Genomic DNA, 24,616 nt, shown 5'->3' with positions numbered 1-24,616 from the left:
AGGGGTCATGTTAAGTAATATATTTTACAAATTAAAAAGTCAAAAAGGTGAAATAAATATGATAGCCATAGTTTTGATTTTAATTGTGGTTATAATATTAGCTGTTATTTTCAAGGATAGTATGCAAAATTTATTAAAAACAATATTTACGAGATTAGAAAATGATATCAATAATTTCTAAAAAAATAAAAGAAAATAGGGGATCAGTTGAATTTATTGAAAGTTCTTTATTAATGCCTTTTTTATTTCTTTTGCTTAGCCTATTATTTATAATTTCTCTTAAAACAATAAACAAATCTATAGCAAGTGAAAATATATATTATAAAACAAGCATAATAATGGACCAGGTTTCAGAAGATTTTGAAATATGGAAAAAAATAGACCAAAAGTTACTGACTAATGCTGAAATAGATCTAAATACAAAATTAAGTCGTCTTTCACAAAATCCAATAGATCTAAAAAGCAGTGAAAATATGTTTAAAAATACTATTAGTGTAAGTCAGGACTCGGTAGCTAACAAGTATAATTTTTCAAAGGTATACCTTATTGATTCAAAAAGAAAAATAGATTTTGTAAATTTTTTATATGAGGAATTTAAAGAAAAAGAAATTGAGGGGATAAAGTTGGGTGATATATTTACATCTAAAAATCCTCTCATAGAGAAGATGGTAGGTAATTAAAATGAAAAAAACTATACAGGGTTTTGTATCTATATTTTTAGCTTTAATTATATTACCAGTTTATACTTTTGCTTTATTGACTATAGATACCAGCAAAATCAGTGCTGCTAAGAACCATCTTAGGATAAGTAATGATATCGTAGTGGATTCTATCTTATCAAATTATAACAAGGATCTTTATGAAAGTTACAATATTTTAGGAATAGATAAAGATCAATCTTACCTAGAAGAATATGCTAATGTTATTGCCAAATCTAATATTGAAGACAACTATAGTAATTTTTATAAGTCTCATTTAGAAAATTTAAATTTAGATGTAGGAGACAAAGACCTACTAATAAATACAGATAATTTTAAAAAGCAGATAATTGATTATATGAGTCTAAAAGCTACTTATGATTTTGGAAATGGTGTATATAATTTAGTTAATATGATGTCTGAATCAAAAAGCTACAGTAAGCTTTTAGATAAAAAATATGATTATGAAAAAGAGTATTCTAAAATCAATTTAAATCTTGAAAAAATAGGGGAAAACTTCGTCTCTTACAAGGATAAGGTTGAAGAAATCAATAAAATAATAACAAAGCAAGCTAAGGACTATACAAATTTATTGGAAGAAATTGATAGTGTAGATGGTGAAGAGGAAGAAAAAAATGAAGAAATATTAAATATAATTTCGAAATTTAAGGATGATAAAAATAAAGAGTTAAAAGAACTAAGTGACATGAATAAGGTATACACATCAATTATTAAAGACCTTAAAAAACTTGATGAAGCTATTTATAAATCTAATTTGCGTTTGGAAGATTTGAATAAGGAACTGTCAAAAGTTAAAAATAAAGAAATTCAGAACAATATTAAAGCAGAGCTTAATAGTGCAAACTTAGATTTCAATAAAGAGAATATTGATAAATTATTGGGAAAATTAGAAGAAAATGAAAACAATATAAATAAGGTTATTTCTTTTATAGAAAATAATAGTGAGCATTTGAAATCAGATGGTCTAATTAACAGTTACCAGCAAATAAATACATCAGATATGGACCTAAAAAAACTTCCTTTACTAGGAAAATATAAGATTTATAATAAGCTTGTTAATCAAGCAGAAAAAACTAAAGAAGACAAAGAAGAGAAAAAAGAAGCTAAGGAGAATAGAAAAAAGATAACAAGCTTGGCTAAAAAGTCTAAAGAAGTAAAAAATGATTCAAAAAAATATGCTGAAGATTATATAAACCAAAATCAAAAAAAGCTTTTAGATAATTTCTCACTAGATATTGATAGCAACTTAGATAATATAGAGAATTATAATTCTTACAAAAATATTCTAAAAAAAACAGATACCATAATCCCAGAAAAGGTGAATACTTCAAAAGATAATATTTTAATTTCTATGTATTTAGTAGATAAATTTTCTGATAAGTTAAGTGGAAATGAGTTTAATAGTCAATTAGAATATATTTTATTTGGTCATAATTCCTTATCTAAAAATGAAAATATAATACAAGCTTCAATTTTTTCTATTAGATTTTTGTTGAATTCTTTGTATGCATACACCAATGCTGACCTGACTAGAGAAGCGACTATGGTTGCAACAGCAATAGGTGGATGGACTAGTTTTGGAGTGCCCATATTGAGGTCTTTACTATTAGCGGGAATGAGTGTTGGTGAAAGTTTTATAGATATATCGACCTTAAACAAGGCTGAAAATCTAGTTGCCTTTAAAAATAAAGCTTCTTGGCAGGTTTCTTTGAGTAACTTAGATAATATTATAGCCAACAATTTATCTAAAATAACTTCTTCAGCCCTGGATAATATTTATGAAACTATAGAGGATTATTCAGCAGATTCTTTAGATTCCATAGAAGATAGGGTAAATGAATTTACTAAGCAAACTATTGATGGTATAAGTCAACAAATCATAGCTGAATTTCTAAATCCTATACAAAATTTATTGGTAAATACTTTAGGCATGGAAACTACTGACATTAAGAAAGAATTAATAAATGTTTTAGATAATATAGAAAAAAATATAAATGGGGAATCTGAATTAATTATCAATATAAAAAAAGAAGTCTTTGTTTATATCAAAAATAAAGTATTAAAAGAATTTCAAAATATTGAAGAAAACACTATATTGGCTTATTTTAATTCTCTAGTAAAGGATATAGAAAATAAAGTTAAATCAAAGACTAGGTCTGTTAATGAAAAACTTAAAACTAATATTAATGAGGCTATATCCAATAATAAGATTAAAATGAAGGAATCTATAGACAAGGCAATAAGTCAGTATATAGGTGACTTAGGTGGAGATTACAATAATTCATCAGGAAATAAAAGTGGCTTAACTTTTAATTACAAAGACTACTTATTTGCTTTAACATTATTTAGATTATCTAGTTCCGACCAGGATTCTATACTTAAAAGAGCTTTACTAGTTATAGACCATGAGATAAAGAAAGCTAGTCCTAATTTTAATATCTCAAATATTATAGTCAGTTTTGAATTAAGTTCGTCCATTAAAATAAATACTAATTTTTTAAAAGAATATATAAAAATAGGTCAAATCGAAGAGAAGAAAAGAGGTGCTTATTAATGAAAATTTTGCTTTTGCTTTTAGCCTTTATGTTAAGCGGCTGTGCTAATGATATTAGTGACAAAAAAGATAATTACAAGGATATGAGCCAATATGCTTATACAGATTTTTCTAAGGAAATTATGGATTTACAAGTGTCAAAACATTATGCAGAAAAAAATGGGAGTTATGGAATTTACTTTACGGATTATAAAAATATAATATTTGTAAGAGAAATAAACGAGAATGAAGACCTACAGAAAGAGCTTATTAATGGCTTAAATTTTTATAATGTTAAAGATTTTCCCTTGGATGGAAAGTACAATTTAGAAAAAATATCGAATGATGAATACAAATTATATAGTGATGCTGGAGATTTTAACTCTTCAAAAATTAAACTAATAAACAAGAATGGAAAAGTGCTTATTTTATTAGTAACTAGCAAGGATAATGATGCAGGAGAATTATATGACGAAGTCACGAAAAAGTGGGGCAATAAGTATTGAGGCTAGTTTAGTCTTTATAGTTTTTGTTATTTCTTATTTTATTATAAATAGTGTTGCTTATAGCATTATGTTTGAGTCTTATACAAGAAAAAGTCTTTATGAAACAGGGCAAGAATTAAATTTACTTATGCAAATTGTAGATTCAGCAAATTATTCTAAAGATCTGGCTACTGAATCTTTTGATTCAAGTATTTATAAAGACTTAATAAGTGAAGAATTAAGTGATGTACAAATAAATTTATCTAATGTATTCAATAAGATATCTAGCCAGGCAAAAGAGGACTCTTACAACTCAATTAAAAAGAATATTACTAAAGATTTTGTAAAAAGAATGTTTTTAGCTAAGCTGGATAAGATAAATCATAATTTGTACAAATCTAATTTGCTTAAAGAAAAAGACTTTGAAATAAGCAAACTTAAAATTTTTGAAGATGGAAATAATATAGAAATAGCCTTAACTTATACTTATAAACTGGATAAATTTTCTATGTTTTCTTTCGAAAATAAGGTGGAGCAAAATTATTTATTAGCAAGTCCTGTAGAAAATCTTTACCATAGTAATACGTTGAATAATAGTATATGGCAAAAAACTAATTTTGAAAGAGGAAGATATTTTGCCAAATTATTAAGAGATAATTCAAACAATCCTATTGAAATTGGTAATGGTTTGGATTTCTATGATGAAGAAAGTGATAGCTTAGTTGAAGTCTACTCCTTAAACATATTTAAATCTACTTATTCTCAGGAGACTTCTGGAAAGTATTTATTAAAAGAAGAATTTATAAAGCAGCTATCTATTTATCATAATAAAATGTTGGAAAATATTTCTAAATATAAGGGGGAGTATAAAGGGAAAAATTCTAAACTCCTTATAGTATTACCAGAAGAGGCCCTAGATAAAACAGACTTATCATCTTATATGAATGAAATAAAGAAAATAGGAAATATAGAATTTATTTATATGGAAAGGGCTTTGGATGTTTCTAACAATAATATTTAAAAAATACTTGGATGAAAATTTTTATATATCAAATAAGATATTTTACTTTCAATTATTAATATCATCTTTATTCTATATTTTATATCCAGCTAAAGATTATTTTATATTAAGCATTTTGCTTATAATATCAATAATTGATATCAAAGAATATATTATACCTAACTTTTTAGTTTTATTATTAATACCAATTAAAATATTATATATTAATCAAAGTGATCTAAAACTCGACTTCATACCAATGATCTTTTTATCTTTTCTATTTGTCTTATCAATGATGGACCTAGGTCTTGGAATGGGGGATGTAAAGCTTCTATCAGCTATTTTTATAGTTAAGGGAGGAGTCTTTTTAATACAATTATTATTAGTATTATCAATAATAATATTTTTAGTAGGGATATATTTTTTAATAATGAAAAAAGAGAAATCTTATAAATTCCCCCTAGGTCCATTTATTTTATTATCATACTTATTAATTTGAGGTAATTATGAGGAAAATTATAAATCTTGCAATTCTAAGCATTCTTTTAATAATATCTGCATTTTTAGTTTTAACTTATAGAAACAAGTCTAATTACGTAGTTAAGCAAAGAAACTATGCCCAAGCTTTTTATAATAAAAAATTATATAAAGATGCTATAAAAGAGTTTGAAAAATTGAATAAAGAAGACTTATTAAAAGAAGATGTCTTAATGATAGCTGAGAGTTATTTAGCTTTGGAAGAATTTAATACAGCTATTAATATGAGTATTGAAGATTTTGACTTGCATAAAATTCCTAAAGAGAAAAAACATAAGATACAAGAAAATATATTAAAAATTTTAGATGATAAGGAAATGTATAAAGAATACAATAAATTTTTTCTTAAATTAGATGAAGAACTTAAGAACAAATATATGGATAAGTATCTATCTGATTACGTGATATATGGGGAATCTTTTGATCAAATAAAATATACATTAAATGATTATGAGGAATATATAGGTAAAAAAGATGACTTTTGGTATTTAATCACTAATAAAGGAAAAATTAAACATTCTAGTAAAAATGAAGATATATTAGGATGGAAGTATCCTTATTTAACAGTAATAAATCAAGCTAACACTCTGGTTATTGATGAGAAGAATGATATAAGAGCTAATTTTGATGGGGTAGAATACTTTAGTTTCCAGCATCCTTATATAGTAAAAAATACTAGTAGTGGGCAAATCTATATTGATAGGTCTTCTGTTATTAAGTCAAAGGCCTATAAGAAGGCTTCAAATTTTATAGATAAAAAGGCCATTATTATTGATGATGGAATAAAAATAATTGATACAAATTTTGAGTTAATAAGTAATCTTGAAGGTCAAGATTTTAAAATAGATAGTAGAAATAATGCAATTTATGATAATAAAGTCATTGTGAAATTCAACAAATATAAAATATATGACATTAGTAAAGACAAGTACTCAGATGAATATGATGATATAGATTTTTCATATGGTCAGCATATAGCTGTAAAAAACAAAAATAAGTGGACCTACATAGATCAAGACTTTAACAGTGTAAGTGATAAGGGGTTCAATCAAGCATATTCATTTTCAAATGACATAGGTCTTATAAAGGAAAATGACAGGTATAAGATAATAAATAAAAATCTAAAAGTAATAAAAGAAGTTGAAGATGAGATATATCCATTTAATGAGGAAGGAATTAGCTTTACAAAGAAAGAAGATAAGTATTATATGATACGACTAAAGAGGTTTATAAATGAATAGAAATATATTTATAGAAAAGGTAATTAAAAACAATAAAATAGATCAATTAAAAGATGAAAAGAGTGATTTTGAAGATTTATCAACATATATAAGTAGGGGATTGGATTATGTAGGGATAAAATTTCTTATAGAGAATATAATTAAAGACTTTTTAGATTTCAATAATTACATGATATATGACAAAGATATAAACATGAACATAAAAGAAATTTATATAGATGTTAATAAATTATATTATAGTATTCAAGAAGAAGAAAGTTCAGAGAGTTTTGAAAGTTTAATTAAAAATATATTGGTAGAAACTAAATATAAAGAAGATCCTAAGTTAAATAATATATTTACATTAATAAATAAAACAAATGAGAAAGCAGAAAAAAAAGAGTTAATAAAAGTCTTATCTGAAGAAAAAATAGAAAAAAAGACAGAAGAAAAAGAAAAATACTCTTATATAAGCAAGATAATAAGCAGCTTTAAGGATAATAAAAAAAAGATTTGACAAAGAATAATATATTAGGTATTATATATGAGTACTTGATAAAAGCTACTAGAGCTTAAAAGATTTTATAAAATAATTACAAAAAAGATTTGACAAAATATTTTTAGTATTATATACTTATAAAGTCGCAGGTTGTGGCCCTGTGGTCAAGCGGTTAAGACACCACCCTTTCACGGTGGTATCCCGGGTTCGAGTCCCGGCAGGGTCACCATATATATGGGCGCTTAGCTCAGTTGGGAGAGCATCTGCCTTACAAGCAGGGGGTCATAGGTTCAAGTCCTATAGCGCCCACCATATATTCTTGTTTTAAATGGCCCGGTAGTTCAGTTGGTTAGAATGCCAGCCTGTCACGCTGGAGGTCGAGGGTTCGAGTCCCTTCCGGGTCGCCAATTAAATAATTTGTATTTAAGCTGGTGTAGCTCAATAGGTAGAGCAATTGATTTGTAATCAATAGGTTGGTGGTTCAAGTCCTCTCACCAGCTCCAATTTTACGGAGGAGTTCCCGAGTTGGCCAAAGGGGACGGACTGTAAATCCGTTAGCTTCGCTTTCAGAGGTTCAAATCCTCTCTCCTCCACCAAAATTTATTTAATGGCGACAATAAAATAAGAGATATGCGGGTGTAGCTCAGTGGTAGAGCCCCAGCCTTCCAAGCTGGTTGCGAGGGTTCGACTCCCTTCACCCGCTCCATGGACCTATAGCTCAGCTGGATAGAGCAACGGCCTTCTAAGCCGTGTGTCAGAGGTTCGAATCCTCTTAGGTTCGCCATGTTGGGGTATAGCCAAGTCGGTAAGGCACAAGACTTTGACTCTTGCATTCATAGGTTCGAGTCCTATTACCCCAGCCAATATGATCCATTAGCTCAGTAGGTAGAGCACTTGGCTTTTAACCAAGGTGTCCGGAGTTCGAGCCTCCGATGGATCACCAAATTAGGAGAGGTACCGAAGTGGCCATAACGGGGCGGTCTTGAAAACCGTTAGCGTGAAAGCGCACGTGGGTTCGAATCCCACCCTCTCCGCCAATTGACTTTGGAGAAATACTCAAGAGGCTGAAGAGGACGCACTGCTAACGCGTTAGGCCCTGTAACGGGGCGCGAGGGTTCAAATCCCTCTTTCTCCGCCAAAAAGGTATTTCTCATTTTTTATATAAAATAGAGATCAATTTTAGCCCAGATAGCTCAGTAGGTAGAGCAACGGATTGAAGCTCCGTGTGTCGCTGGTTCAATTCCGGCTCTGGGCACCAATTATTAACCTATTGAAATGTAGGGGTATAGTTCAATTGGTAGAGCGTTGGTCTCCAAAACCAAATGTTGAGGGTTCAAGTCCTTCTACCCCTGCCAATATGGACCTGTAGCTCAGGTGGTTAGAGCGCACGCCTGATAAGCGTGAGGTCGGTGGTTCGAGTCCACCCAGGTCCACCAAATATTTTTTAATATTTGGGCCATTAGCTCAGTTGGTTAGAGCGCCCGGCTCATAACCGGTAGGTCCTGGGTTCAAGTCCCCGATGGCCCACCAGGAAAACGTCTATTTATAGACGTTTTTTTTATATTTGTAAACTGAAAAATTGAAAGAGAGAATAATGATAAAAAAACTTACAAATCTAAAAAAAATTATGGAAAAAGCAATAGTATTTTTACTAATCGCTATCTTATTAACTTCATGCAGTAATAAAGAAGATGTAGATAGTACAAGTTCCGCTACTTCTGAGTGGAATTCCGATTCCGATAAATTAAGTGAAGCAGACAAACAATTTAATAAATTAAGGCAAGCAAATGGAAAAGAAAATCAAAAAGAGGAAGTTAGAACTGTTAGAAAAGAAGTGACTAAGTATCTACTTGATCAGTTTGATGATGAAAATCTTCAGGATAAAAGAACAAAAGATTTAAGATATAAGATTAATAATAAAGCAATGTCTACCTCTTTTAATAATGATGCTAAGTATATAATTCATAATTCTGAATATGATTATGAAATTAATATACTAGCTCAGGATAAAATTGATCTTGATTCATTCACAAAAAAATACAAGACTGATTCCTCAAGTCTTGTAACTATGAAAGATACTTTTGGACAAGTCTTAGTATCTAATATAAATAATAATTCTTATGCAAGTAAGTTTGTAGGCCTATATGACAAGGGAGATACATCCTACATAGTAGAAATTACTAGTGACTATATATCTATCCCAGAAATTTTAGTGGCTGCTGAATTATTTTATGTAACTATTAATTAAAAAAGCTATTAAAAGCCATTTTAATTATCAATTTAATATTATCGAGATTAAATCTTCCATCAAATATATAGATAATATTTGCTGGAAGATTATATTTTTTATTTGAAAAATCTTCATTTATTTGTTCAGCTATATGAACATAACCAATTTGATTAGGGGATAAATAGCCTTGCCTTATACTAATATCTAAATGAACATATTCACCAGTTATTTCTAATTTATAGAGATTATTTAAATAAAAGAAATCATTTATATTATCTTTTAATTTCAATCTTATTTTTAGAAAATCTTTATCGATATAGAGGTCTTCAATTTTCGAGGACTCAAAGGATAATCTATTCTTATTATTAAAGTTTTCTAGGTCAATTATTTTTTCTTTTTCAATATCATCAACGACATTTAATAATTTTCTGGTATTGATAACATCGTACTTATTATGTAAAAGTACTAATAAAAGATCTTCTAGAAGATAGAAGTTAGACTCGTTTCCTATATGATTTTTAATGAAATCACTATAAAATTCTATATCATAGTCTTGTTCAAAATTTTCAAACCTATCTATAGAATAATGATTTTCAATATCTTTTAATGAAAATAGGTTATTATCAAGTATTAATCTATTTTTTATAAAATACCTATATAAATCAAATTGTTCTTTTTCTTCAAAGGGCTCAAGCTTATGATAGATATACCTAGATTTTAAGAAGGGAATATCAAAATTTTCGCCATTATAGGTAATTATTTTTTTATTATTTATATATGGGTATAAGTAGTCAAGTAAATCAATTTCTTCTTCTGGATCATTGGCTATTAGCTGGGTAAATTGTCCGTTTTCATCTAATAAACTTGCGACAATAATCCTAGAATTAATTCTTGAAACACCACTAGTTTCAATATCTAAAACTATTGAGTTTTTATCATTGAATTGTAGATCTTTTAGTGAATCTTTCAAGATTTTCATAGTATAAAGCCCTTTAATTTGTTATAATAATTATGTTTTATCATATCATAAAGGAGGATTTAATGATATATTTTGATAATGCATCAACCACAAAAATTGATAATGAAGTAAAAATAGTTATGGATAATGCTTATGATAAATATTGGGCTAATCCTTCTTCGCTACATAGACTAGGCTTTGAGGCTGAAAAGCAAATAACTGGTGCAAGAAAACAGATAGCAAATAGCTTATCAATTTCTGATAAAAATCTATTCTTTGTTCCAAGTGGGACTATTGCAAATAATGCAGTCTTACATTCTTTTGATAAAAAGGGTTCAAATATTTTAATAAGTAAAACAGAGCATCCAAGCATTTTTGAAGCTGGAAAAAATATTGAAGCAGAATTAAGACTTGTAAAAGTTGACCAATATGGCTATGTAGATAAGGATGATATGCTAAGTAAGATTGACGAAAATACAAGTCTAGTATCTATAATGCATGTTAACAATGAATTAGGATCAATAAATGATATAAATAGATTAGCTGAATTAGCTAAGGAAAAAAATCCTAAGCTGTATTTTCATTCTGATGGTGTTCAAGCCTTCAAAAAGATATGTACAGATTTAAGGAATATAGATTTCTATACTATATCATCCCATAAGATAAATGGGCCAAAGGGGATAGCAGCCCTATATATAAAAGATCCATCATCTTTTAATAGCTTATATTTTGGTGGTGGCCAAGAACTAAAGTTATTTTCAGGAACGGAGAACTTACCCGCTATTGTAGCCTTTGCCAAAGCTACAGAGTTAGATAATAATTATGATAATATTAGTAAGATAAATAGATATTTAAGGCAAGAAATCTCTAAGATTGAAGATGTAAAAATATTATCAGCAGAAGAAGATTCCTCACCTTACATATTAAATATATGCTTTAAGAATATTGGTGCGGAAATTTTACTTCATTACTTAGAAATGGATGAAATATATGTTTCTACAGGATCTGCATGTAGCAAAGGCCATGATTCAAGAGTTTTAGATGCTATAGGTGTAGAAGATAGCTATAAGGGTGGATGTATTAGACTATCCTTACAAAAAGATAGCACTATGGAAGAAGCAAAAATTGTAGTTGATAAGATAAGAGAAAAAGTTGAAATTATTAGGAGAATTATAGGATGAGATGGTTATTAGGAGTAAGCTTTGGTGAGCTTATGTTAAAGGGTAAAAATAGAAATACCTTTATCAATCAAACTAGAAGACAAATATTAAAAGCCTTAGAAGACTTTCAATTAGGTGATAATTTTGTTGATTCAGGAAAGTTTTTTGTAGAAGTCAATAAGGACGATTTTCCAGAAATTATAAAAAAAGCTAGAATGGTTTTTGGTTTATCTTATGTATATAAAACTTTGCAGGTAGAAAAAGATTTGGATTCTATAGAAAATGGAATAAAGTATCTTATTGAAGAAAGTAATATCAAAGAAGAAAAAACTTTTAAAGCCTTTGCCAATAGGTCTGATAAAAAATATCCATTGAATTCTATGGAATTAGCAGCAAAAGTTGGTGGTTTTGTCCTTAAAAACTTTGAAAACTTCAAGGTGGATATTAAAAACCCTCAAGTAGAAGTTCATGTAGATATTAGAAAGAATGCTTACCTGTATTTAGACAAGATACCAACAATTGGTGGTTTGCCACTAGGTACAGGTGGAAAGGCACTTTTATTACTATCAGGAGGTATAGATTCTCCAGTTGCAGGATTTGAAATGGCATCTAGAGGGGTTGAAATTGCTTGTGTACACTTCCATTCATATCCATTCACATCAGAAAGAGCCCAATACAAGGCTAAAAGACTAGCACAAAAATTATCCCTATACCTTGGTCAAATAGATTATTACCAAATCAACCTATTAAATATCTATACAGCTATAAATAAAAATTGCAGACCAAGATATACCACTATAATCGCTAGAAGATTTATGATGAGAATAGCCGATATATTGGCAGATAGATATAGGATAGACGGGTTTGTAACAGGGGAGGCTTTAGGCCAGGTTGCCAGCCAAACTATCCAATCAATTTCTGTGGTAAATGATGCAAGCAAATTACCAATATTTAGACCACTGATAAATATGGATAAGAAAGATATTATTGAAAAGGGAAAAATGATTGATACCTATGATATATCTATCGAGCCTTTTGATGATTGCTGTTCATTTTTTGCACCTGATAGTCCTGCTACCAAGCCAAGACTTTCAGACATATTAAAAGAGGAAGAAAAATTGGATATAGATAGCTTAGTTGAAGATGCTTTAGCAACTTTAGAACATGTGAAGATTGATATTGATAATTTAGATTAATTTAAGTAAATAACAAGATCTTAATTAATATAAATAATTAGTTATAATAAGCTTAATTTAGCCGATTAAAGGTAGTTAACCTTGACAAATGGTATTAAAATGAGATATGCTTAATTAGATTAGTTAATCAAAAAACAAAATAAATAGGAGGTGTTTATGGCAAAAGAAGTTCCTGTTAATAAAACAGATAATGAGTTTAGTACAGGTACAGTTCCTGCTTCACAGAGAAGAGGTGTAGGTTCATTAGTATTTACTTGGATAGGTTATGTATTTACAGTTACAATAATGAGTGCTGGTGGTCAAATAGCCAATGGGGCTTCCAGTTTAAGAGATGCTTTATTAGCTGTTTTCATAGGTTACAGTATATTATTTGTAATTGCTATGGCAACATCATTAATATCCATGAAAACAGGATTATCATTTGGATTATTAAGCAGATTTAGCTTTGGGCTAAATGGTGCAAAGATTATTTCACTGTTTACAACACTTACACTGATGGGTTGGTTTTCTATCAACTGTTATTTAATGGGCGATATTACACATACTCTGTTTCCAGCTATTCCAAGATGGCCGGTAATATTATTATTTGGCTTCTTAATGGTATATTCTGCTTTAAGAGGCCAAAAGCTTATGAACAAAGTAGGGATTTTCGCTACAATAGCAGTTACAATTGTAGGATTAATAGCGATATTCGTTGGATTTAAAGATGCAAATAGCATTTATCAAGGAGGAATTTTCGCTATAAATAAAGAAGCTACTCTATCAATGACTCAGTTGATAACTATAGCAGTAGGTTCAGCGGTAAATGGTGTTTGTTCATGGGCTCCTGATCTTATGAGATTTTCAAAAGATACTAAGACAACTACATCAGTTATGGCAATAGGTTTATATATATGTGGGCCGTTTATGCTAATGATTGGTATAGTAGGTATGTTAGTATATGGAGAATCAGATATAGCATATATATTACAAAGACAAGGATTCTTATCATTAGCTTTTATAGGATTATTTGCTAATATTTGGTCAACAGCTCAAGGAAACGCTTATTCAAGTTCATTGAACTTAGCTTCTATATTTCCTAAAATTAAAAGAGAGAAATTATTAGTAATATTCGGTACTATAGGTACTTTAGTAGGATTATTAGGACTTTATAAGTATTTTGGAGCTTGGTTAAGCTTCCTAGCTACAGCATTCCCTCCAATGGCGGGTGTAGTAATAGCTGATTATCTATTTACATGGAGGAGAAATACTCCAGTACTAGAGAAAGCAAATAATTTATTACCGAAATGGAATTATCTAAGCTTGATTGCTTATGCAGCAGGAGTTGCATCAAATTATATTTTACCAAAATTTGGTATACCAGCAATTAACGTTTTAGTAGTATCATTCGTAATACAAGCTATATTCTCAACAATTACATTGAAATCAAAAGCAGAAGTAATAAAAGAAAAAATTATATAGTATTAAAAAGCAGATAGAACTTAGTTCTATCTGCTTTTTAGGTATAATTTATTTAAGGATGAATGCTGTTAAAAAGAATGACCATAATGTTACTAAACTACCAACCCCAACAAGAGTAAAGAAAATTGCAGGAACGGTATCACCAAGTTTAGTAATTTGTACCACTTTTTTGATTGTATATGGACATGCAATTGCGCCAATAACTATAGTGATAGCTAATGTCAACATATTAATAGGGTATAAAGCAACAATTGCTGAAGTAAATAATATACTACCAAAAGTATATGACCATCCAATAGTCTTCCATTCGTGATAATAAATAAATACTGAAAGAGTTGCAGTTATAAGCTGACTAGCTAATAGTAAATCTAGACTACTTGAGCCGTGATCAATATTTAAAAACAAAGATAGCATTGAACCTAAAATCATAGCCATACCAGCGTATGAGGATCCCCAGAAATTTAATTCTCCAAAATCACCAAAAACTCTATGTATAAAAAACAAATTTTCATTTTTCATAGTATATTTTTCAATTGAATTTGAATTATTAGATTTAGAGCTTCTTTTCATCCATGGCATAAATTTAAATAGTAAAGTTGTAATTAAAACCATGCAAATTAGTCCGATTGCAACAGCAACATATGCAGGAATATTTAACGGGATAGTTATATATATCATAGCATAGTGGCTAAGCGGAAAAGCTAATAATACTGAAAATATAATAATAGTAATTATTTTTTTCCAATCAGTACCATAAAACATTATATAAGAAATGGTTGTTAAAAATGGAGCAAAAGAAACTGACCATCCATTTGCTAAGAAATTGGACCAAACAAATAAATTCAAGAATGAAGCTAAAAATGCTGCTATAGAAATTTTAGTAAAAATAAATCCAATTCCATCAATTCCTGTTCCCATAAATTTTGAGTTTTTTCTTTCTAAATATGCACCTAGATAAGAAAAAATAAGCATTCCTAAAGATGCAGGCAATAATCCCATGAATGAACCTTGCGTCCAATCCATTATAGACCATCTTAACCTATCTAATATATTTCCTTCAACAACTCCTTTTAATATGTCTCCACTCGGTTTTAAATACTGGTTAATTTCACCTGAAGGCTTTAATATATTTGTAATTTTATATACAAGTAATGATAAAGCTATCATAAATATAAAACCGGGTAATATATTTTTTCTACTAATTTTTTTGTTATTCATAATCACCTCTATTATTATGTAAGAAAATACCCTTCATAGATATGAAGGGTATCAATCTACTATTTTTTATTTTTTTCAAGTTCCTCTATAACTTCATCGGAAGGAACTACTCTACCGAATCCTTCTGCCCATAAATTAAACAACATATTGTTCCACTGATCTTCACTAGCTCCTGCATGTGGGTAAGCACTAATTGCGTCAGGAACAGCTACAACATTATAATCTTTATGGTAAGCGTCTCTAATTGTACTATCTACACACCAACTAGATACGGTTCCTGTTATTATAAGAGTTTTTATTCCACGTTTTTTTAATTGTTCTTCTAAATCTGTTTTTGCAAAACATGAATAAGTATATTTTTGGAAATATACATCATCAACATCATCTCTAGGAGCTAATGCTTCTGTTATTTCAGCATCATCAGATTTTGTATTTAATTTTTCGCTTCCATCTTCGTTTAGTAATCCTCTTTCCTCATTTCTAAACCAATAGAATTCATGGTGGAAATCTTCACTTTGTGCAAAAGCTGATAAAAACACTGGAATGTTATGATCATTGCAGTATTTCTTCAACTTAACCATTACTGGAATTTGTTCTTTAGCTTGAGGTGTGAATAGTGCACCAGTTTCATCAGCAAATCCCTTTTGCATATCAACAATGATTAATGCGGTTTCTTCTGGTTTGATTTCGAATGGAGCTTTCCATTCCCAATATTTTCTTGTCATTTAACTCTCCTTAAATTTATTTATATTATCATATATAAAAATAATATATTATATACAATGTTTTTTTACAAATATATTAATCATTTATCAACAAATTAAATACAAATTATATAATTTATTAAGAAAACGTAATCAAACATTAATTTTCACGTGAATTAACGTTTGCTCTGTTTAATAAAAAACGTAATAAATTAAACTTTTAAATATTGTATTTTAAGTTTATAGTGGTATAATAAATCTTAGTTTAATATATTAAGAATTTAATTAAAAATAAAGTATAAAAGCTAGGAGTGAAAAATGGATATAGGTGATAAAATTAAATCACTGAGAAGGAAAATGGACCTTACCCAAGAAGAATTGGCTGATAGGTCTGAGCTCACAAAGGGCTTCATATCTCAGCTTGAAAGAGATTTGAATTCTCCATCAGTTGATACACTTTCAAATGTTTTAGAAGCTCTAGGAACCAATTTGGGAGATTTTTTCTCTGAAGAGAAGGAAGAGCAAAAAGTATTTAAGGAAGAGGATTTTTTTGTTGGGACAAATGAAAAACTAGGACACCAAATGAAGTGGATTGTTCCGAACTCTGTAAAAAACGAGATGGAACCTATAATTTTAATCCTGGATAAAGATGGAGAAAGTAGAAGGTATGCCCCAAATGAAGGGGAAGAGTTTGCCTATGTTTTAGAAGGAATGGTTCAGCTTCACTATGGAGATGAAGAATATATATTAAAACAAGGTGAAACCTTTTATATTTTTTCTGATTTAGAAAGATATATAAAGAATATAAATGATGACGAAAGTAAAGTTTTATGGATCTCAAATCCGCCTAATTTTTAATAGGAGTTAAGTATGCATTTAATAGAATTAAAAAATTTAAGAAAAGATTATGGTGACAATGTAATTTTAAATGATATAAATCTATATGTTCAAGAAGATGAATTTTTAACCTTACTTGGACCTTCGGGATGTGGTAAAACTACAACCTTAAGGATAATAGGTGGTTTTGAAAAAGCAAGTTCTGGACAGGTTTTATTTGCAGGTAAAGATATTGCAGATGTTCCACCATATAAAAGAAATATAAATACAGTTTTTCAAAAGTATTCTCTATTTAGACACCTAAATGTTTATGAAAATATAGCCTTTGGCTTAAAGTTAAAAAAGGTAGATAAGGAAACTATTGACCAAGATGTAAAAGAAATGTTGAGACTAGTAAACCTACAAGGATTTGAAGAAAGATCAATAGACTCTCTATCTGGAGGACAGCAACAAAGGGTTGCTATAGCTAGAGCCTTGGTAAATAAACCTAAATTATTACTTTTAGATGAACCGCTTGGAGCTTTAGATTTAAAACTAAGAAAGTCCATGCAAATTGAATTAAAGAACATTCAAAAAAGAGTTGGCATAACATTTATTTATGTTACCCATGACCAAGAAGAAGCCTTGACTATGTCGGATACAATAGTTGTTATGAATGAGGGGGAAATTCAACAAATAGGAAGCCCTATAGACATATACAATGAACCTAAAAATAGCTTTGTAGCTCAATTTATTGGTGAATCTAATATACTAGATGCTATAGCTGTTGAGGATAAAAAAGTTATGTTTTCTAACCACGTATTTGATTCCTTGGACAAGGGCTTTGATAAAAATCAACCTGTAGATGTTGTTATTAGACCTGAAGATATTGAAATAGTTCCTGTAGACCAAGGGATGATAAGTGGTGTGGTTAAAGAAATTACCTTCAAGGGTGTTCATTGGGAAATGATTGTTAATGCAGAGGGATTTGATTATAAAATTCATTCAATCAATGATGCAAAAATTAATAGTCAAGTAGGTTTGAAGATAATTCCAGATGCAATCCACGTAATGAATAAGGAGGACTAAAATTGAAGAAATTAAAAACTTTAGCCTATCCTTATATATTTTGGATACTTATTTTTATAATAGTGCCAACCTTTATGATATTTTATTATGCCCTTACTAAGGATGGGGAATTCACCCTAGCAAATTTCCAGAAAATATTTCAAGGCCCTACATTAAAGACCATATGGGCATCCTTTAGAATAGCTGGGATTACAAGTTTAGTATCTTTATTGATAGCCTATCCTTTTGCCTTATTTATGACAAAATTAAATATCAAATATAGGACAATGGCTATGATGCTCATAATGGTACCTATGTGGATGAACTTTTTATTAAGATCATATGCCTGGGTTACCATACTTTCACCAAATGGAGTATTAGATAATTTCTTAAAGATTTTTGGTATCCAATACAAGTCCTTTTTATATACTGAAGCATCAGTTATTTTAGGTATGGTTTACAACTTTTTACCTTTTATGATATTACCAATTTACACAGCCTTAGAAAAAATTGATTATTCATTAATAGAAGCCTCTTATGACCTAGGAGCAAATGAATTTCAAACATTTTGGAAGATTATATTTCCAATGTCACTACCGGGAGTTATATCTGGTATAACAATGGTATTTGTACCAGTTATATCTACATTCGAAGTAGCAGACCTACTAGGTGGTGGCATGGTAAACATGGTAGGTAACGTGATTGAAAGAGCCTTTACAAAAACCGGTAACTGGGGTTACGGATCAGCCCTAGCTACATTTTTAATGGTAATAATACTTATATCAATGGTCTTTGATAAAGAATCAATTGAAACAGGAGGGATGAATGACTAATAATAAATCAAATATTTTTGAGAAATTATATTTAAGTTTAGTATTTTTATTTTTATTTGCCCCTATATTTGTTTTGATAGTTTATTCTTTTAACCAATCAAGAATATTTGGTGTTTGGACAGGTTTTTCTTTAGATTGGTATAGGGCCTTATTTGAAGATAGATTTATAATGGGAGCTGTAAAAACAACCCTAATAGTAGCTATAATTGCTACGGTTATTTCAACCATTATAGGTACCTTAGCAGCAATTGTTCTTGGAGAATTTTCAAAGAAACAAAGAAGAATTCTTCTAGGTTTAAATGATATACCAGTTTTAAATCCAGATATAGTTATAGCCATATCTTTAATGGTATTATTTGGATTTTTACAATTACCTAAGGGTACTTTTACTTTAGTTTTAGCCCATGTAGCCTTTACAATCCCATATGTTGTTTTGGCCGTTTTACCTAAGGTGAGAATGATGGATAGAAACTTGATAGATGCGGCTTTAGATCTTGGTGCTAAGCCTTTACAAGCATTAACAATGGTTGTAGTTCCAGAAATTAAAAGTGGTATTATTGCTGGTGCCATGATGGCATTTACCTTATCAATAGATGACTTTATAATTTCATTTTTCACAGTAGCACCTGGACAAAATACCATATCAACCATAGTTTACTCTATGACTAAAAAAGGTATTGAACCTACAATCAATGCCCTATCAACCATAATGTTTGTAGTGGTACTAGTCTTACTTATCTTGGCTAATTTCAAGCAAATAAGACAATTTAACAAGAAAAATGCTAATAGGGGAGAAAAATTATAATGAAAAGAAAATTTATTTTATTATTTATCATATCTTCTTTAGTATTTTTAGTAGCTTGTTCTAAAGAAGAAAATAAAGAAAACAAGACTTCTAATAAAGAGGTGGTTTCTTTTTATAACTGGGGTGGAGTTTTAACTGACGATATCTTAAAACAATTCGAGGATGAAACAGGTATAGATATCATTTATTCAGAATTTGATGAAAATGAAAATATGTATACAGTGGTTAAAAATTCTCCGTCTGACTATGATCTTATTGCACCATCTGAATATATGGTAGAAAAAATGATAGATGAAGGTATGCTCAGAGAAATAGACCATTCTAAACTATCTAATATTTCAAATATAGGTAAAGAATTTATGGACAGGGAGTTTGATCCAAATAACAAATATTCTATACCTATGATTTATGGAACCCTAGGAATCTTATATAACAAAACAAAGGTTGATCCTAAAGATCTTCATAATTGGGATATAATTTTTAATGAAAAATATAAGAAACAAATTTGGATGCTTGATTCTTCAAGGGATACATTAGGGCCAGGTGCTTGGCATCTAGGTTACTCAGCAAATAGCAAAAATGAAAAAGAATTAAATGAAATAAGGGACTTGATGAAAGAGCAAAAAAATCTAGTCACAGCTTATTTACAAGATGAGATTAAGCAGCATATGATTAATGGAGTGGGAGCGGTAGCCGTTATTTACTCTGGAGAAGCTTGGGCTGCTATGTCAGAAAATCCTGACCTAGATTATTATTTACCTCCAAAATCAAATTTATGGATAGATAATTTTGCTATTCCTAAAGATGCTAAAAATTATGAAAATGCCCTTAAATTAATTGATTTTTTAAGTAGGCCAGACATAGCTGCTAAAATTGGTCTTGAACAAGGTACACCAGTTACAGCTGCCTGGGATCTTGAACCTGTAAAATCCATAGAAAATTTTGATGTAATGTATCCTGATTTATCAAATTTTGATGAAAAAGAAGTTTATGTTGACTTAGGTGAATTTACAGAAATTTTCGAAGAAGCCTGGGAAGAGGTAAAGATTCATTAAATTTTTTATAAAAAAAATTTGACAAAATAAAAAAATGGATTTATTATATAAATCAATAGCAAAAACATTGATAAGAAAAGTAGTTTAATGAAAGTTGCACAGAGAGACTGTAAGATGCTGAGAACAGGAGAACGGAAGTTAAATGAAAATGGTCTTTGAGTTGAATATTCGATATGTAGAGTATTCCGGGTACGCCCGTTAAAGCGTTAGAGTATGATAGTACTCGAAGAGTAATTAATTGTGAAGTTAATTAGAATTAAGGTGGTAACACGGGTATAAACCTCGTCCTTTGTATAGGGCGAGGCTTTTTTAATTTAAAGAAAAAATTCAATGCTTGCTAAATAAAAAATAAAAAGGAGAAGAAATATGACAAACTATAAGGAAACAATAGAGAGAACAGTAGATGAAAGATTGGAAGACTACAAAAAAATAGCCCTAAGCATACATGACAAACCAGAAGTAAGTAATTATGAATTTTTTGCTTGTGAAACCTTATCAGACAAATTAAAGAAAGAAGGATTTGATGTAAAAGTAGATGTAGCAGGGCATAGGACTGGCTTTGATGCAAGATATAAGTCAAATAAACCAGGACCAGCAATTGTATTTTATGCTGAATATGATGCCTTAGAAGGTATAGGCCACGCTTGCGGTCACAACCTATTTGGTACAACTTCTTCCTTAGCTGCAGTAGGATTAAAAAGTGTTGTAGACGAAGTAGGTGGAGAGATAAGAGTATATGGTACACCTGGTGAAGAAGGTGGAGAAAATGGATCAGCTAAGGGATCCTTTGTTGATAGGGGATTTTTAGATGATGTAGATATAGCTCTTGGAGTTCACCCAGGATATGAGCATACACTTACAAGTACTACCAAGGCTGTTGCACCAGTAGATGTAGAATTTTTTGGTAGGTCTGCCCATGCTTCAGCGGCTCCTTGGGAAGGTATAAATGCTCTAGATGCAGTAATCCAAGTATTCAATAGTATAAATGCTTTAAGAGAGCATTTAACAACTGATACAAGAATCCATGGAATAATCACAGATGGTGGTAAGGCACCTAATGTTGTGCCAGACTATGCTAAAGCAAGATTTTTCTTAAGGGCTGACAAAAGACCCACATTAGAAGATTTGTATAAAAAATTTGAAAATATAGTAAAGGCAGCAGCTCTTGCAACTGGATGTGAATATAAGTTTGGCTTATTCCAAAATAGGATAGATAATACTGTACCAACACCATCTTTTGATGAAGTATATGTAGAAAAATTAAAAGAATATGGACAAGAGCTCTCGGCTAAAGATTTATTTTTAGCAAGTGCATCATCTGATGTTGGGAATATAAGTCAAGTTGTTCCAGTTATCCAACCTACAATTTCTATTTCTGATACTCCAATAACAGGTCATACAGTAGAATTTAGAGAAGCTGCTAAGGCAGAAAAAGGATTAGAATCTATAGGATTAGGAGCAAAGCTACTAGCCTTGACAGCATTGGAATTAATCTTGGATTCAGAAAGGTTAGAAAAAATAAAAGATGACCATAGAAAACTAATTAAGGAGCAAAATAAATGATAGAACTAAAGAATCTTTCAAAAAGCTTTGAGAGCAAGGATGGTTTGATTGAAGCTGTTAAAGATACAAATATAACTATAAAAGAAGGGGAGATATTTGGTTTTATTGGATACTCTGGAGCTGGTAAATCAACCCTGGTAAGATGTATAAACTTACTAGAAAAACCAACTACAGGTCAAGTTCTGGTTGATAATGTAAATCTAACTGAATTAAATAATAAAGACTTAAGAAAAGAAAGAAAAAATATTGGTATGATTTTTCAACACTTTAATCTATTAAGGTCTTTAACAGTTTTTGACAATGTTGCCTTTAATCTAAAAGGCAGTGGATTAAGCAAAGAAGAAATAACAATCAAGGTAAGAAATTTATTATCTTTAGTTGGGATTTCGGATAAAGAAAATGCTTATCCTTCACAATTGTCTGGGGGACAAAAACAAAGGGTAGCTATAGCAAGAGCCTTGGCGAATGATCCAAAAATACTTTTATGTGATGAGGCTACTTCAGCCCTTGACCCTCAAACTACAGGTCAAATTTTAGAACTTTTGAAAGAACTGAATGAAAAGCTAAAATTAACCATAGTTGTTATAACCCACGAACTAGATGTAATCAAAAAAATATGTGATAGGGTAGCAGTTATGGAAAATGGATCTATAGTTGAGATAAATGATGTATATTCTTTATTCTCAAATCCAAAAACTAAGATAGCAAAAGAGTTTGTGAACTCAACAAGTAATAAAGGAAAAATAATAAACCTACTTAAAAACAAACCAGACTTATTTGGTCTAGCAGAAAATGACCAGGTTTTAGACTTAGATTTTATAGATTCCAATGCCAGTGAATCTGTTATATCTAAAGTTTCTAGAGATTTTGACCTTGATTGCTCAATTATATTTGGAGATGTTGATATTATAAAAGATAAAAGTTTGGGACAATTAATTATTAGTGTAAAGGGAGATAAAGAAGACATAAGAAAGGCTAAAGAATATCTGGATCAAGTAAATGTAAAATGGGAGTTAATTGAAATATGGAAACAATAAAAAGCTATTTACCAAATTTAATAAAACATAGTGATGAGTTTGTACAAAGTTTGATTGATACTCTATTGATGCTTGTCATATCCGGATTTTTTGTACTAATAATTGGTCTATTTTTAGGAGTACTAATCACTGTAACAAAGAAAGATAATATTTTAGAAAATAAATATATTAATAGACCCTTAGATATACTAATAAATATATTTAGATCTATTCCATTTATTATTCTGCTAACAGCCTTGTTGCCAGCAACAAGGGCTATAATGGGTACCATGATTGGTGTAAAGGGAGCTATATTTCCTTTAGTAATTGGTGCAATTCCATTTTTTGTAAGGCAGGTTGAACAAGCCTTGGCGGATGTTGATAAAGGGGTTATAGAAGCAGCAGAATCTATGGGTTTATCACCATTAGAAATAATTTTTAGAGTTTATCTAAAAGAAAGTACAGGCCAATTAATCAGAGCCATAACCATTACAACTATCTCCTTACTAGGACTTACTTCCTTAGGAGGAGCAGTAGGGGCAGGAGGAATAGGTGCCTTTGTTATAAGATATGGTCACAATAGAAGATACTATGACATAACCTATGTCTGTGTAATATTAATAATATTGTTCGTAACAATAATCCAAACTGTAGGAAACTACCTTGCTAAGAAAAAAACACATTAAAAAAGGAGAATATGATGAAAAAAATTACAAGTTTATTATTAACATTAATATTGGTGCTATCTTTAGTAGCATGTTCAAGTAACCAAGATACAAAAACAAAGGAAGAAACTACTACAGGAAATGAAAGACACAAGGTGAAGATAGGCTTAATAGGTTCTGACTCTGTAGTATGGAAACATGTAGCAGATGTTGTAAAAGATAAGGGAGTAGACCTTGAAATAGTATATTTTGATTCTTATCCATTACCAAATAAGGCTCTAGATTCTGGTGATATAGACCTAAACGCCTTCCAACACCACATATATTTAGATAAGGAAGTTGAACAATTTGGATATAAAATAGAAGCTGTAGGAGATACTTCATTTGCACCTTTAGGAATATATTCAGAAACAATCAAAAGCTTAGATGAATTAGAAGATGGACAAACAGTAGCTATCCCAGATGATGTTACCAATGGTGGTAGGGCTTTAAAACTATTAGAAGCAGCAGGTCTTATTAAAGTAGATGAAGATGCTGGTGTTTTACCTACTGTAGCTGACGTAAAAGAAAATCCTAAAAACTTAAAACTACTAGAAATTAGTGCTTCAAATATTCCTGCTACCTTAGCTGAAAATCAAATAGCTGTTATAAATTCAGGTATAGCCGTTGATGCAGGCTACCAACCAGGAGAAGATACAGTATTTTTAGAAGAAGCAGTAAAGGGAGAAAACCCATATATAAATCTTATAGCTGCAAGGACAGAAGACAAGGATAAGGAATGGTTAAAGATTATTTTAGATGCTTATTTCACTCCTGAAACCAAGGCTATAATAGAAGAAGATTCAAAAGGAGCTTCACACCCAGTATGGTAAAAA

The 24,616-nt window shown here is 30.0% G+C and carries 24 protein-coding genes, 15 tRNA genes and 1 other annotated feature; of the genes, 36 read left to right on the top strand and 3 right to left on the bottom strand.

Annotation, left to right across the window (positions count from 1 at the left end; all coding sequences use genetic code 11):
* Positions 1-7 precede the first annotated feature (7 nt).
* The 24 genes from C4Q29_RS03735 to C4Q29_RS03620 all read left to right on the top strand — a co-directional run bounded on the left by C4Q29_RS03735 (position 8) and on the right by C4Q29_RS03620 (position 9,241).
* The gene (locus tag C4Q29_RS03735; protein WP_103981475.1) at positions 8-181 is read left to right on the top strand and encodes a Flp1 family type IVb pilin; all 174 of its coding nucleotides are present in this window, start codon (positions 8-10) and stop codon (positions 179-181) included.
* Positions 162-680, top strand: a complete 519-nt coding sequence (locus tag C4Q29_RS03730; protein ID WP_103981474.1) for a hypothetical protein — start codon at positions 162-164, stop codon at positions 678-680. The genes C4Q29_RS03735 and C4Q29_RS03730 overlap by 20 nt, the downstream gene beginning before the upstream one ends.
* A gap of 1 nt (position 681) precedes the next feature.
* Positions 682-3,273, top strand: a complete 2,592-nt coding sequence (locus tag C4Q29_RS03725) for a DUF5702 domain-containing protein (RefSeq protein ID WP_103981473.1) — start codon at positions 682-684, stop codon at positions 3,271-3,273.
* Entirely contained in the window at positions 3,273-3,758 is a 486-nt protein-coding gene (locus tag C4Q29_RS03720) for a hypothetical protein (protein ID WP_103981472.1), read from the top strand. Before C4Q29_RS03725 ends, C4Q29_RS03720 begins: the two co-directional genes overlap by 1 nt.
* Positions 3,721-4,758, top strand: coding sequence for a hypothetical protein (locus C4Q29_RS03715; RefSeq protein WP_103981471.1), 1,038 nt, complete (start codon positions 3,721-3,723; stop codon positions 4,756-4,758). Before C4Q29_RS03720 ends, C4Q29_RS03715 begins: the two co-directional genes overlap by 38 nt.
* Positions 4,736-5,236, top strand: coding sequence for a prepilin peptidase (locus C4Q29_RS03710; RefSeq protein ID WP_103981470.1), 501 nt, complete (start codon positions 4,736-4,738; stop codon positions 5,234-5,236). The genes C4Q29_RS03715 and C4Q29_RS03710 overlap by 23 nt, the downstream gene beginning before the upstream one ends.
* 7 nt (positions 5,237-5,243) lie before the next feature.
* Positions 5,244-6,515, top strand: a complete 1,272-nt coding sequence (locus tag C4Q29_RS03705) for a hypothetical protein (protein ID WP_103981469.1) — start codon at positions 5,244-5,246, stop codon at positions 6,513-6,515.
* Positions 6,508-7,011, top strand: a complete 504-nt coding sequence (locus C4Q29_RS03700) for a hypothetical protein (protein ID WP_103981468.1) — start codon at positions 6,508-6,510, stop codon at positions 7,009-7,011. The genes C4Q29_RS03705 and C4Q29_RS03700 overlap by 8 nt, the downstream gene beginning before the upstream one ends.
* 136 nt (positions 7,012-7,147) lie before the next feature.
* A tRNA-Glu gene (locus C4Q29_RS03695) sits at positions 7,148-7,222 on the top strand.
* A 7-nt stretch (positions 7,223-7,229) separates the two neighbouring features.
* Positions 7,230-7,305 (top strand) — tRNA-Val (locus C4Q29_RS03690).
* A gap of 18 nt (positions 7,306-7,323) precedes the next feature.
* Positions 7,324-7,400: transfer RNA gene (locus tag C4Q29_RS03685), tRNA-Asp, on the top strand.
* 20 nt (positions 7,401-7,420) lie between these two features.
* Positions 7,421-7,496: transfer RNA gene (locus tag C4Q29_RS03680), tRNA-Thr, on the top strand.
* A gap of 7 nt (positions 7,497-7,503) precedes the next feature.
* Positions 7,504-7,589: transfer RNA gene (locus C4Q29_RS03675), tRNA-Tyr, on the top strand.
* Positions 7,590-7,625: 36 nt separating this feature from the next.
* Positions 7,626-7,699 (top strand) — tRNA-Gly (locus tag C4Q29_RS03670).
* Position 7,700: 1 nt separating this feature from the next.
* Positions 7,701-7,777: transfer RNA gene (locus tag C4Q29_RS03665), tRNA-Arg, on the top strand.
* Between the two features lie 3 nt (positions 7,778-7,780).
* Positions 7,781-7,856, top strand: a tRNA-Gln gene (locus tag C4Q29_RS03660).
* Between the two features lie 4 nt (positions 7,857-7,860).
* Positions 7,861-7,936, top strand: a tRNA-Lys gene (locus C4Q29_RS03655).
* Between the two features lie 5 nt (positions 7,937-7,941).
* Positions 7,942-8,030, top strand: a tRNA-Ser gene (locus C4Q29_RS03650).
* Between the two features lie 9 nt (positions 8,031-8,039).
* Positions 8,040-8,131: transfer RNA gene (locus tag C4Q29_RS03645), tRNA-Ser, on the top strand.
* A gap of 44 nt (positions 8,132-8,175) precedes the next feature.
* Positions 8,176-8,251, top strand: a tRNA-Phe gene (locus C4Q29_RS03640).
* A gap of 21 nt (positions 8,252-8,272) precedes the next feature.
* Positions 8,273-8,348: transfer RNA gene (locus C4Q29_RS03635), tRNA-Trp, on the top strand.
* Between the two features lie 4 nt (positions 8,349-8,352).
* Positions 8,353-8,429, top strand: a tRNA-Ile gene (locus tag C4Q29_RS03630).
* 17 nt (positions 8,430-8,446) lie between these two features.
* Positions 8,447-8,523 (top strand) — tRNA-Ile (locus C4Q29_RS03625).
* A gap of 64 nt (positions 8,524-8,587) precedes the next feature.
* The gene (locus C4Q29_RS03620; RefSeq protein ID WP_103981467.1) at positions 8,588-9,241 is read left to right on the top strand and encodes a hypothetical protein; all 654 of its coding nucleotides are present in this window, start codon (positions 8,588-8,590) and stop codon (positions 9,239-9,241) included.
* Here the strand turns inward: C4Q29_RS03620 and C4Q29_RS03615 are convergent.
* Positions 9,234-10,202 (bottom strand): ribonuclease H-like domain-containing protein, encoded by a 969-nt coding sequence (locus C4Q29_RS03615; protein ID WP_103981466.1) that lies wholly within the window; start codon positions 10,200-10,202, stop codon positions 9,234-9,236. The genes C4Q29_RS03620 and C4Q29_RS03615 overlap by 8 nt on opposite strands.
* Before the next feature lie 62 nt (positions 10,203-10,264).
* Here C4Q29_RS03615 and C4Q29_RS03610 point away from each other — a divergent pair, with 62 nt between their 5' ends.
* From C4Q29_RS03610 to C4Q29_RS03600, 3 genes are all read left to right on the top strand, one after another.
* Positions 10,265-11,362: a cysteine desulfurase family protein gene (locus C4Q29_RS03610; RefSeq protein ID WP_159459204.1), complete on the top strand. Its 1,098-nt coding sequence runs from the start codon at positions 10,265-10,267 to the stop codon at positions 11,360-11,362.
* Entirely contained in the window at positions 11,359-12,537 is a 1,179-nt protein-coding gene (gene thiI / locus C4Q29_RS03605) for a tRNA uracil 4-sulfurtransferase ThiI (RefSeq protein ID WP_103981464.1), read from the top strand. Before C4Q29_RS03610 ends, thiI begins: the two co-directional genes overlap by 4 nt.
* 156 nt (positions 12,538-12,693) lie before the next feature.
* Positions 12,694-13,998 (top strand): cytosine permease, encoded by a 1,305-nt coding sequence (locus C4Q29_RS03600; protein ID WP_103981463.1) that lies wholly within the window; start codon positions 12,694-12,696, stop codon positions 13,996-13,998.
* A 48-nt stretch (positions 13,999-14,046) separates the two neighbouring features.
* Here C4Q29_RS03600 and C4Q29_RS03595 read toward each other — a convergent pair whose 3' ends face one another.
* Together C4Q29_RS03595 and C4Q29_RS03590 are read right to left on the bottom strand one after the other, a co-directional pair.
* Positions 14,047-15,216: a hypothetical protein gene (locus C4Q29_RS03595; protein ID WP_103981462.1), complete on the bottom strand. Its 1,170-nt coding sequence runs from the start codon at positions 15,214-15,216 to the stop codon at positions 14,047-14,049.
* 59 nt (positions 15,217-15,275) lie between these two features.
* Positions 15,276-15,941 (bottom strand): cysteine hydrolase family protein, encoded by a 666-nt coding sequence (locus C4Q29_RS03590; protein WP_103981461.1) that lies wholly within the window; start codon positions 15,939-15,941, stop codon positions 15,276-15,278.
* Positions 15,942-16,238: 297 nt separating this feature from the next.
* Between C4Q29_RS03590 and C4Q29_RS03585 the strand changes: the two genes are divergently transcribed.
* The 9 genes from C4Q29_RS03585 (at position 16,239) to C4Q29_RS03545 (ending at position 24,613) form a co-directional block, all read left to right on the top strand.
* Positions 16,239-16,778 carry a helix-turn-helix domain-containing protein gene (locus C4Q29_RS03585; protein WP_103981460.1) on the top strand — a complete coding sequence of 180 codons (540 nt, stop codon included), beginning with the start codon at positions 16,239-16,241 and terminating at the stop codon, positions 16,776-16,778.
* A 12-nt stretch (positions 16,779-16,790) separates the two neighbouring features.
* Positions 16,791-17,825: a spermidine/putrescine ABC transporter ATP-binding protein gene (gene potA, locus C4Q29_RS03580; RefSeq protein ID WP_103981459.1), complete on the top strand. Its 1,035-nt coding sequence runs from the start codon at positions 16,791-16,793 to the stop codon at positions 17,823-17,825.
* A gap of 2 nt (positions 17,826-17,827) precedes the next feature.
* A complete protein-coding gene (locus C4Q29_RS03575) occupies positions 17,828-18,637 on the top strand; it encodes an ABC transporter permease (protein WP_103981458.1) in 810 nt (269 codons plus the stop codon).
* Positions 18,630-19,442 carry an ABC transporter permease gene (locus C4Q29_RS03570; RefSeq protein WP_103981457.1) on the top strand — a complete coding sequence of 271 codons (813 nt, stop codon included), beginning with the start codon at positions 18,630-18,632 and terminating at the stop codon, positions 19,440-19,442. Before C4Q29_RS03575 ends, C4Q29_RS03570 begins: the two co-directional genes overlap by 8 nt.
* On the top strand, positions 19,442-20,497 hold the full coding sequence (locus C4Q29_RS03565) for an ABC transporter substrate-binding protein (protein ID WP_103981456.1): 1,056 nt from the start codon (positions 19,442-19,444) through the stop codon (positions 20,495-20,497). The genes C4Q29_RS03570 and C4Q29_RS03565 overlap by 1 nt, the downstream gene beginning before the upstream one ends.
* Positions 20,498-20,555: 58 nt before the next feature.
* Positions 20,556-20,790, top strand: a binding site (T-box leader).
* A 73-nt stretch (positions 20,791-20,863) separates the two neighbouring features.
* Entirely contained in the window at positions 20,864-22,060 is a 1,197-nt protein-coding gene (locus tag C4Q29_RS03560) for a M20 family metallopeptidase (protein WP_103981455.1), read from the top strand.
* Complete coding sequence (locus C4Q29_RS03555; protein WP_103981454.1) at positions 22,057-23,097, top strand: methionine ABC transporter ATP-binding protein; 1,041 nt, start codon at positions 22,057-22,059, stop codon at positions 23,095-23,097. Before C4Q29_RS03560 ends, C4Q29_RS03555 begins: the two co-directional genes overlap by 4 nt.
* Positions 23,085-23,762: a methionine ABC transporter permease gene (locus tag C4Q29_RS03550; protein WP_103981453.1), complete on the top strand. Its 678-nt coding sequence runs from the start codon at positions 23,085-23,087 to the stop codon at positions 23,760-23,762. Before C4Q29_RS03555 ends, C4Q29_RS03550 begins: the two co-directional genes overlap by 13 nt.
* A gap of 14 nt (positions 23,763-23,776) precedes the next feature.
* Positions 23,777-24,613, top strand: a complete 837-nt coding sequence (locus tag C4Q29_RS03545) for a MetQ/NlpA family ABC transporter substrate-binding protein (protein ID WP_103981452.1) — start codon at positions 23,777-23,779, stop codon at positions 24,611-24,613.
* Positions 24,614-24,616: the final 3 nt, after the last annotated feature.

This window comes from Helcococcus massiliensis, assembly GCF_900258485.1.
Classification (GTDB): domain Bacteria; phylum Bacillota; class Clostridia; order Tissierellales; family Peptoniphilaceae; genus Helcococcus; species Helcococcus massiliensis.
Note: the sequence above shows the minus strand (reverse complement) of the source record. Positions and strands in the feature narration are given on the sequence as shown.

Bases quoted from the DNA above. Each gene is read 5' to 3' on its own strand.
- C4Q29_RS03615 (WP_103981466.1), bottom strand. From the start codon at position 10,202: ATGAAAATCTTGAAAGATTCACTAAAAGATCTACAATTCAATGATAAA.
- C4Q29_RS03710 (WP_103981470.1), top strand. From the start codon at position 4,736: ATGTTTCTAACAATAATATTTAAAAAATACTTGGATGAAAATTTTTAT.
- C4Q29_RS03620 (WP_103981467.1), top strand. From the start codon at position 8,588: ATGATAAAAAAACTTACAAATCTAAAAAAAATTATGGAAAAAGCAATA.
- potA (WP_103981459.1), top strand. From the start codon at position 16,791: ATGCATTTAATAGAATTAAAAAATTTAAGAAAAGATTATGGTGACAAT.
- C4Q29_RS03570 (WP_103981457.1), top strand. From the start codon at position 18,630: ATGACTAATAATAAATCAAATATTTTTGAGAAATTATATTTAAGTTTA.
- C4Q29_RS03550 (WP_103981453.1), top strand. From the start codon at position 23,085: ATGGAAACAATAAAAAGCTATTTACCAAATTTAATAAAACATAGTGAT.
- thiI (WP_103981464.1), top strand. From the start codon at position 11,359: ATGAGATGGTTATTAGGAGTAAGCTTTGGTGAGCTTATGTTAAAGGGT.
- C4Q29_RS03735 (WP_103981475.1), top strand. From the start codon at position 8: ATGTTAAGTAATATATTTTACAAATTAAAAAGTCAAAAAGGTGAAATA.
- C4Q29_RS03560 (WP_103981455.1), top strand. From the start codon at position 20,864: ATGACAAACTATAAGGAAACAATAGAGAGAACAGTAGATGAAAGATTG.
- C4Q29_RS03585 (WP_103981460.1), top strand. From the start codon at position 16,239: ATGGATATAGGTGATAAAATTAAATCACTGAGAAGGAAAATGGACCTT.
- C4Q29_RS03715 (WP_103981471.1), top strand. From the start codon at position 3,721: ATGACGAAGTCACGAAAAAGTGGGGCAATAAGTATTGAGGCTAGTTTA.
- C4Q29_RS03595 (WP_103981462.1), bottom strand. From the start codon at position 15,216: ATGAATAACAAAAAAATTAGTAGAAAAAATATATTACCCGGTTTTATA.
- C4Q29_RS03610 (WP_159459204.1), top strand. From the start codon at position 10,265: ATGATATATTTTGATAATGCATCAACCACAAAAATTGATAATGAAGTA.
- C4Q29_RS03565 (WP_103981456.1), top strand. From the start codon at position 19,442: ATGAAAAGAAAATTTATTTTATTATTTATCATATCTTCTTTAGTATTT.
- C4Q29_RS03700 (WP_103981468.1), top strand. From the start codon at position 6,508: ATGAATAGAAATATATTTATAGAAAAGGTAATTAAAAACAATAAAATA.
- C4Q29_RS03725 (WP_103981473.1), top strand. From the start codon at position 682: ATGAAAAAAACTATACAGGGTTTTGTATCTATATTTTTAGCTTTAATT.
- C4Q29_RS03730 (WP_103981474.1), top strand. From the start codon at position 162: ATGATATCAATAATTTCTAAAAAAATAAAAGAAAATAGGGGATCAGTT.
- C4Q29_RS03555 (WP_103981454.1), top strand. From the start codon at position 22,057: ATGATAGAACTAAAGAATCTTTCAAAAAGCTTTGAGAGCAAGGATGGT.
- C4Q29_RS03720 (WP_103981472.1), top strand. From the start codon at position 3,273: ATGAAAATTTTGCTTTTGCTTTTAGCCTTTATGTTAAGCGGCTGTGCT.
- C4Q29_RS03545 (WP_103981452.1), top strand. From the start codon at position 23,777: ATGAAAAAAATTACAAGTTTATTATTAACATTAATATTGGTGCTATCT.
- C4Q29_RS03600 (WP_103981463.1), top strand. From the start codon at position 12,694: ATGGCAAAAGAAGTTCCTGTTAATAAAACAGATAATGAGTTTAGTACA.
- C4Q29_RS03590 (WP_103981461.1), bottom strand. From the start codon at position 15,941: ATGACAAGAAAATATTGGGAATGGAAAGCTCCATTCGAAATCAAACCA.
- C4Q29_RS03705 (WP_103981469.1), top strand. From the start codon at position 5,244: ATGAGGAAAATTATAAATCTTGCAATTCTAAGCATTCTTTTAATAATA.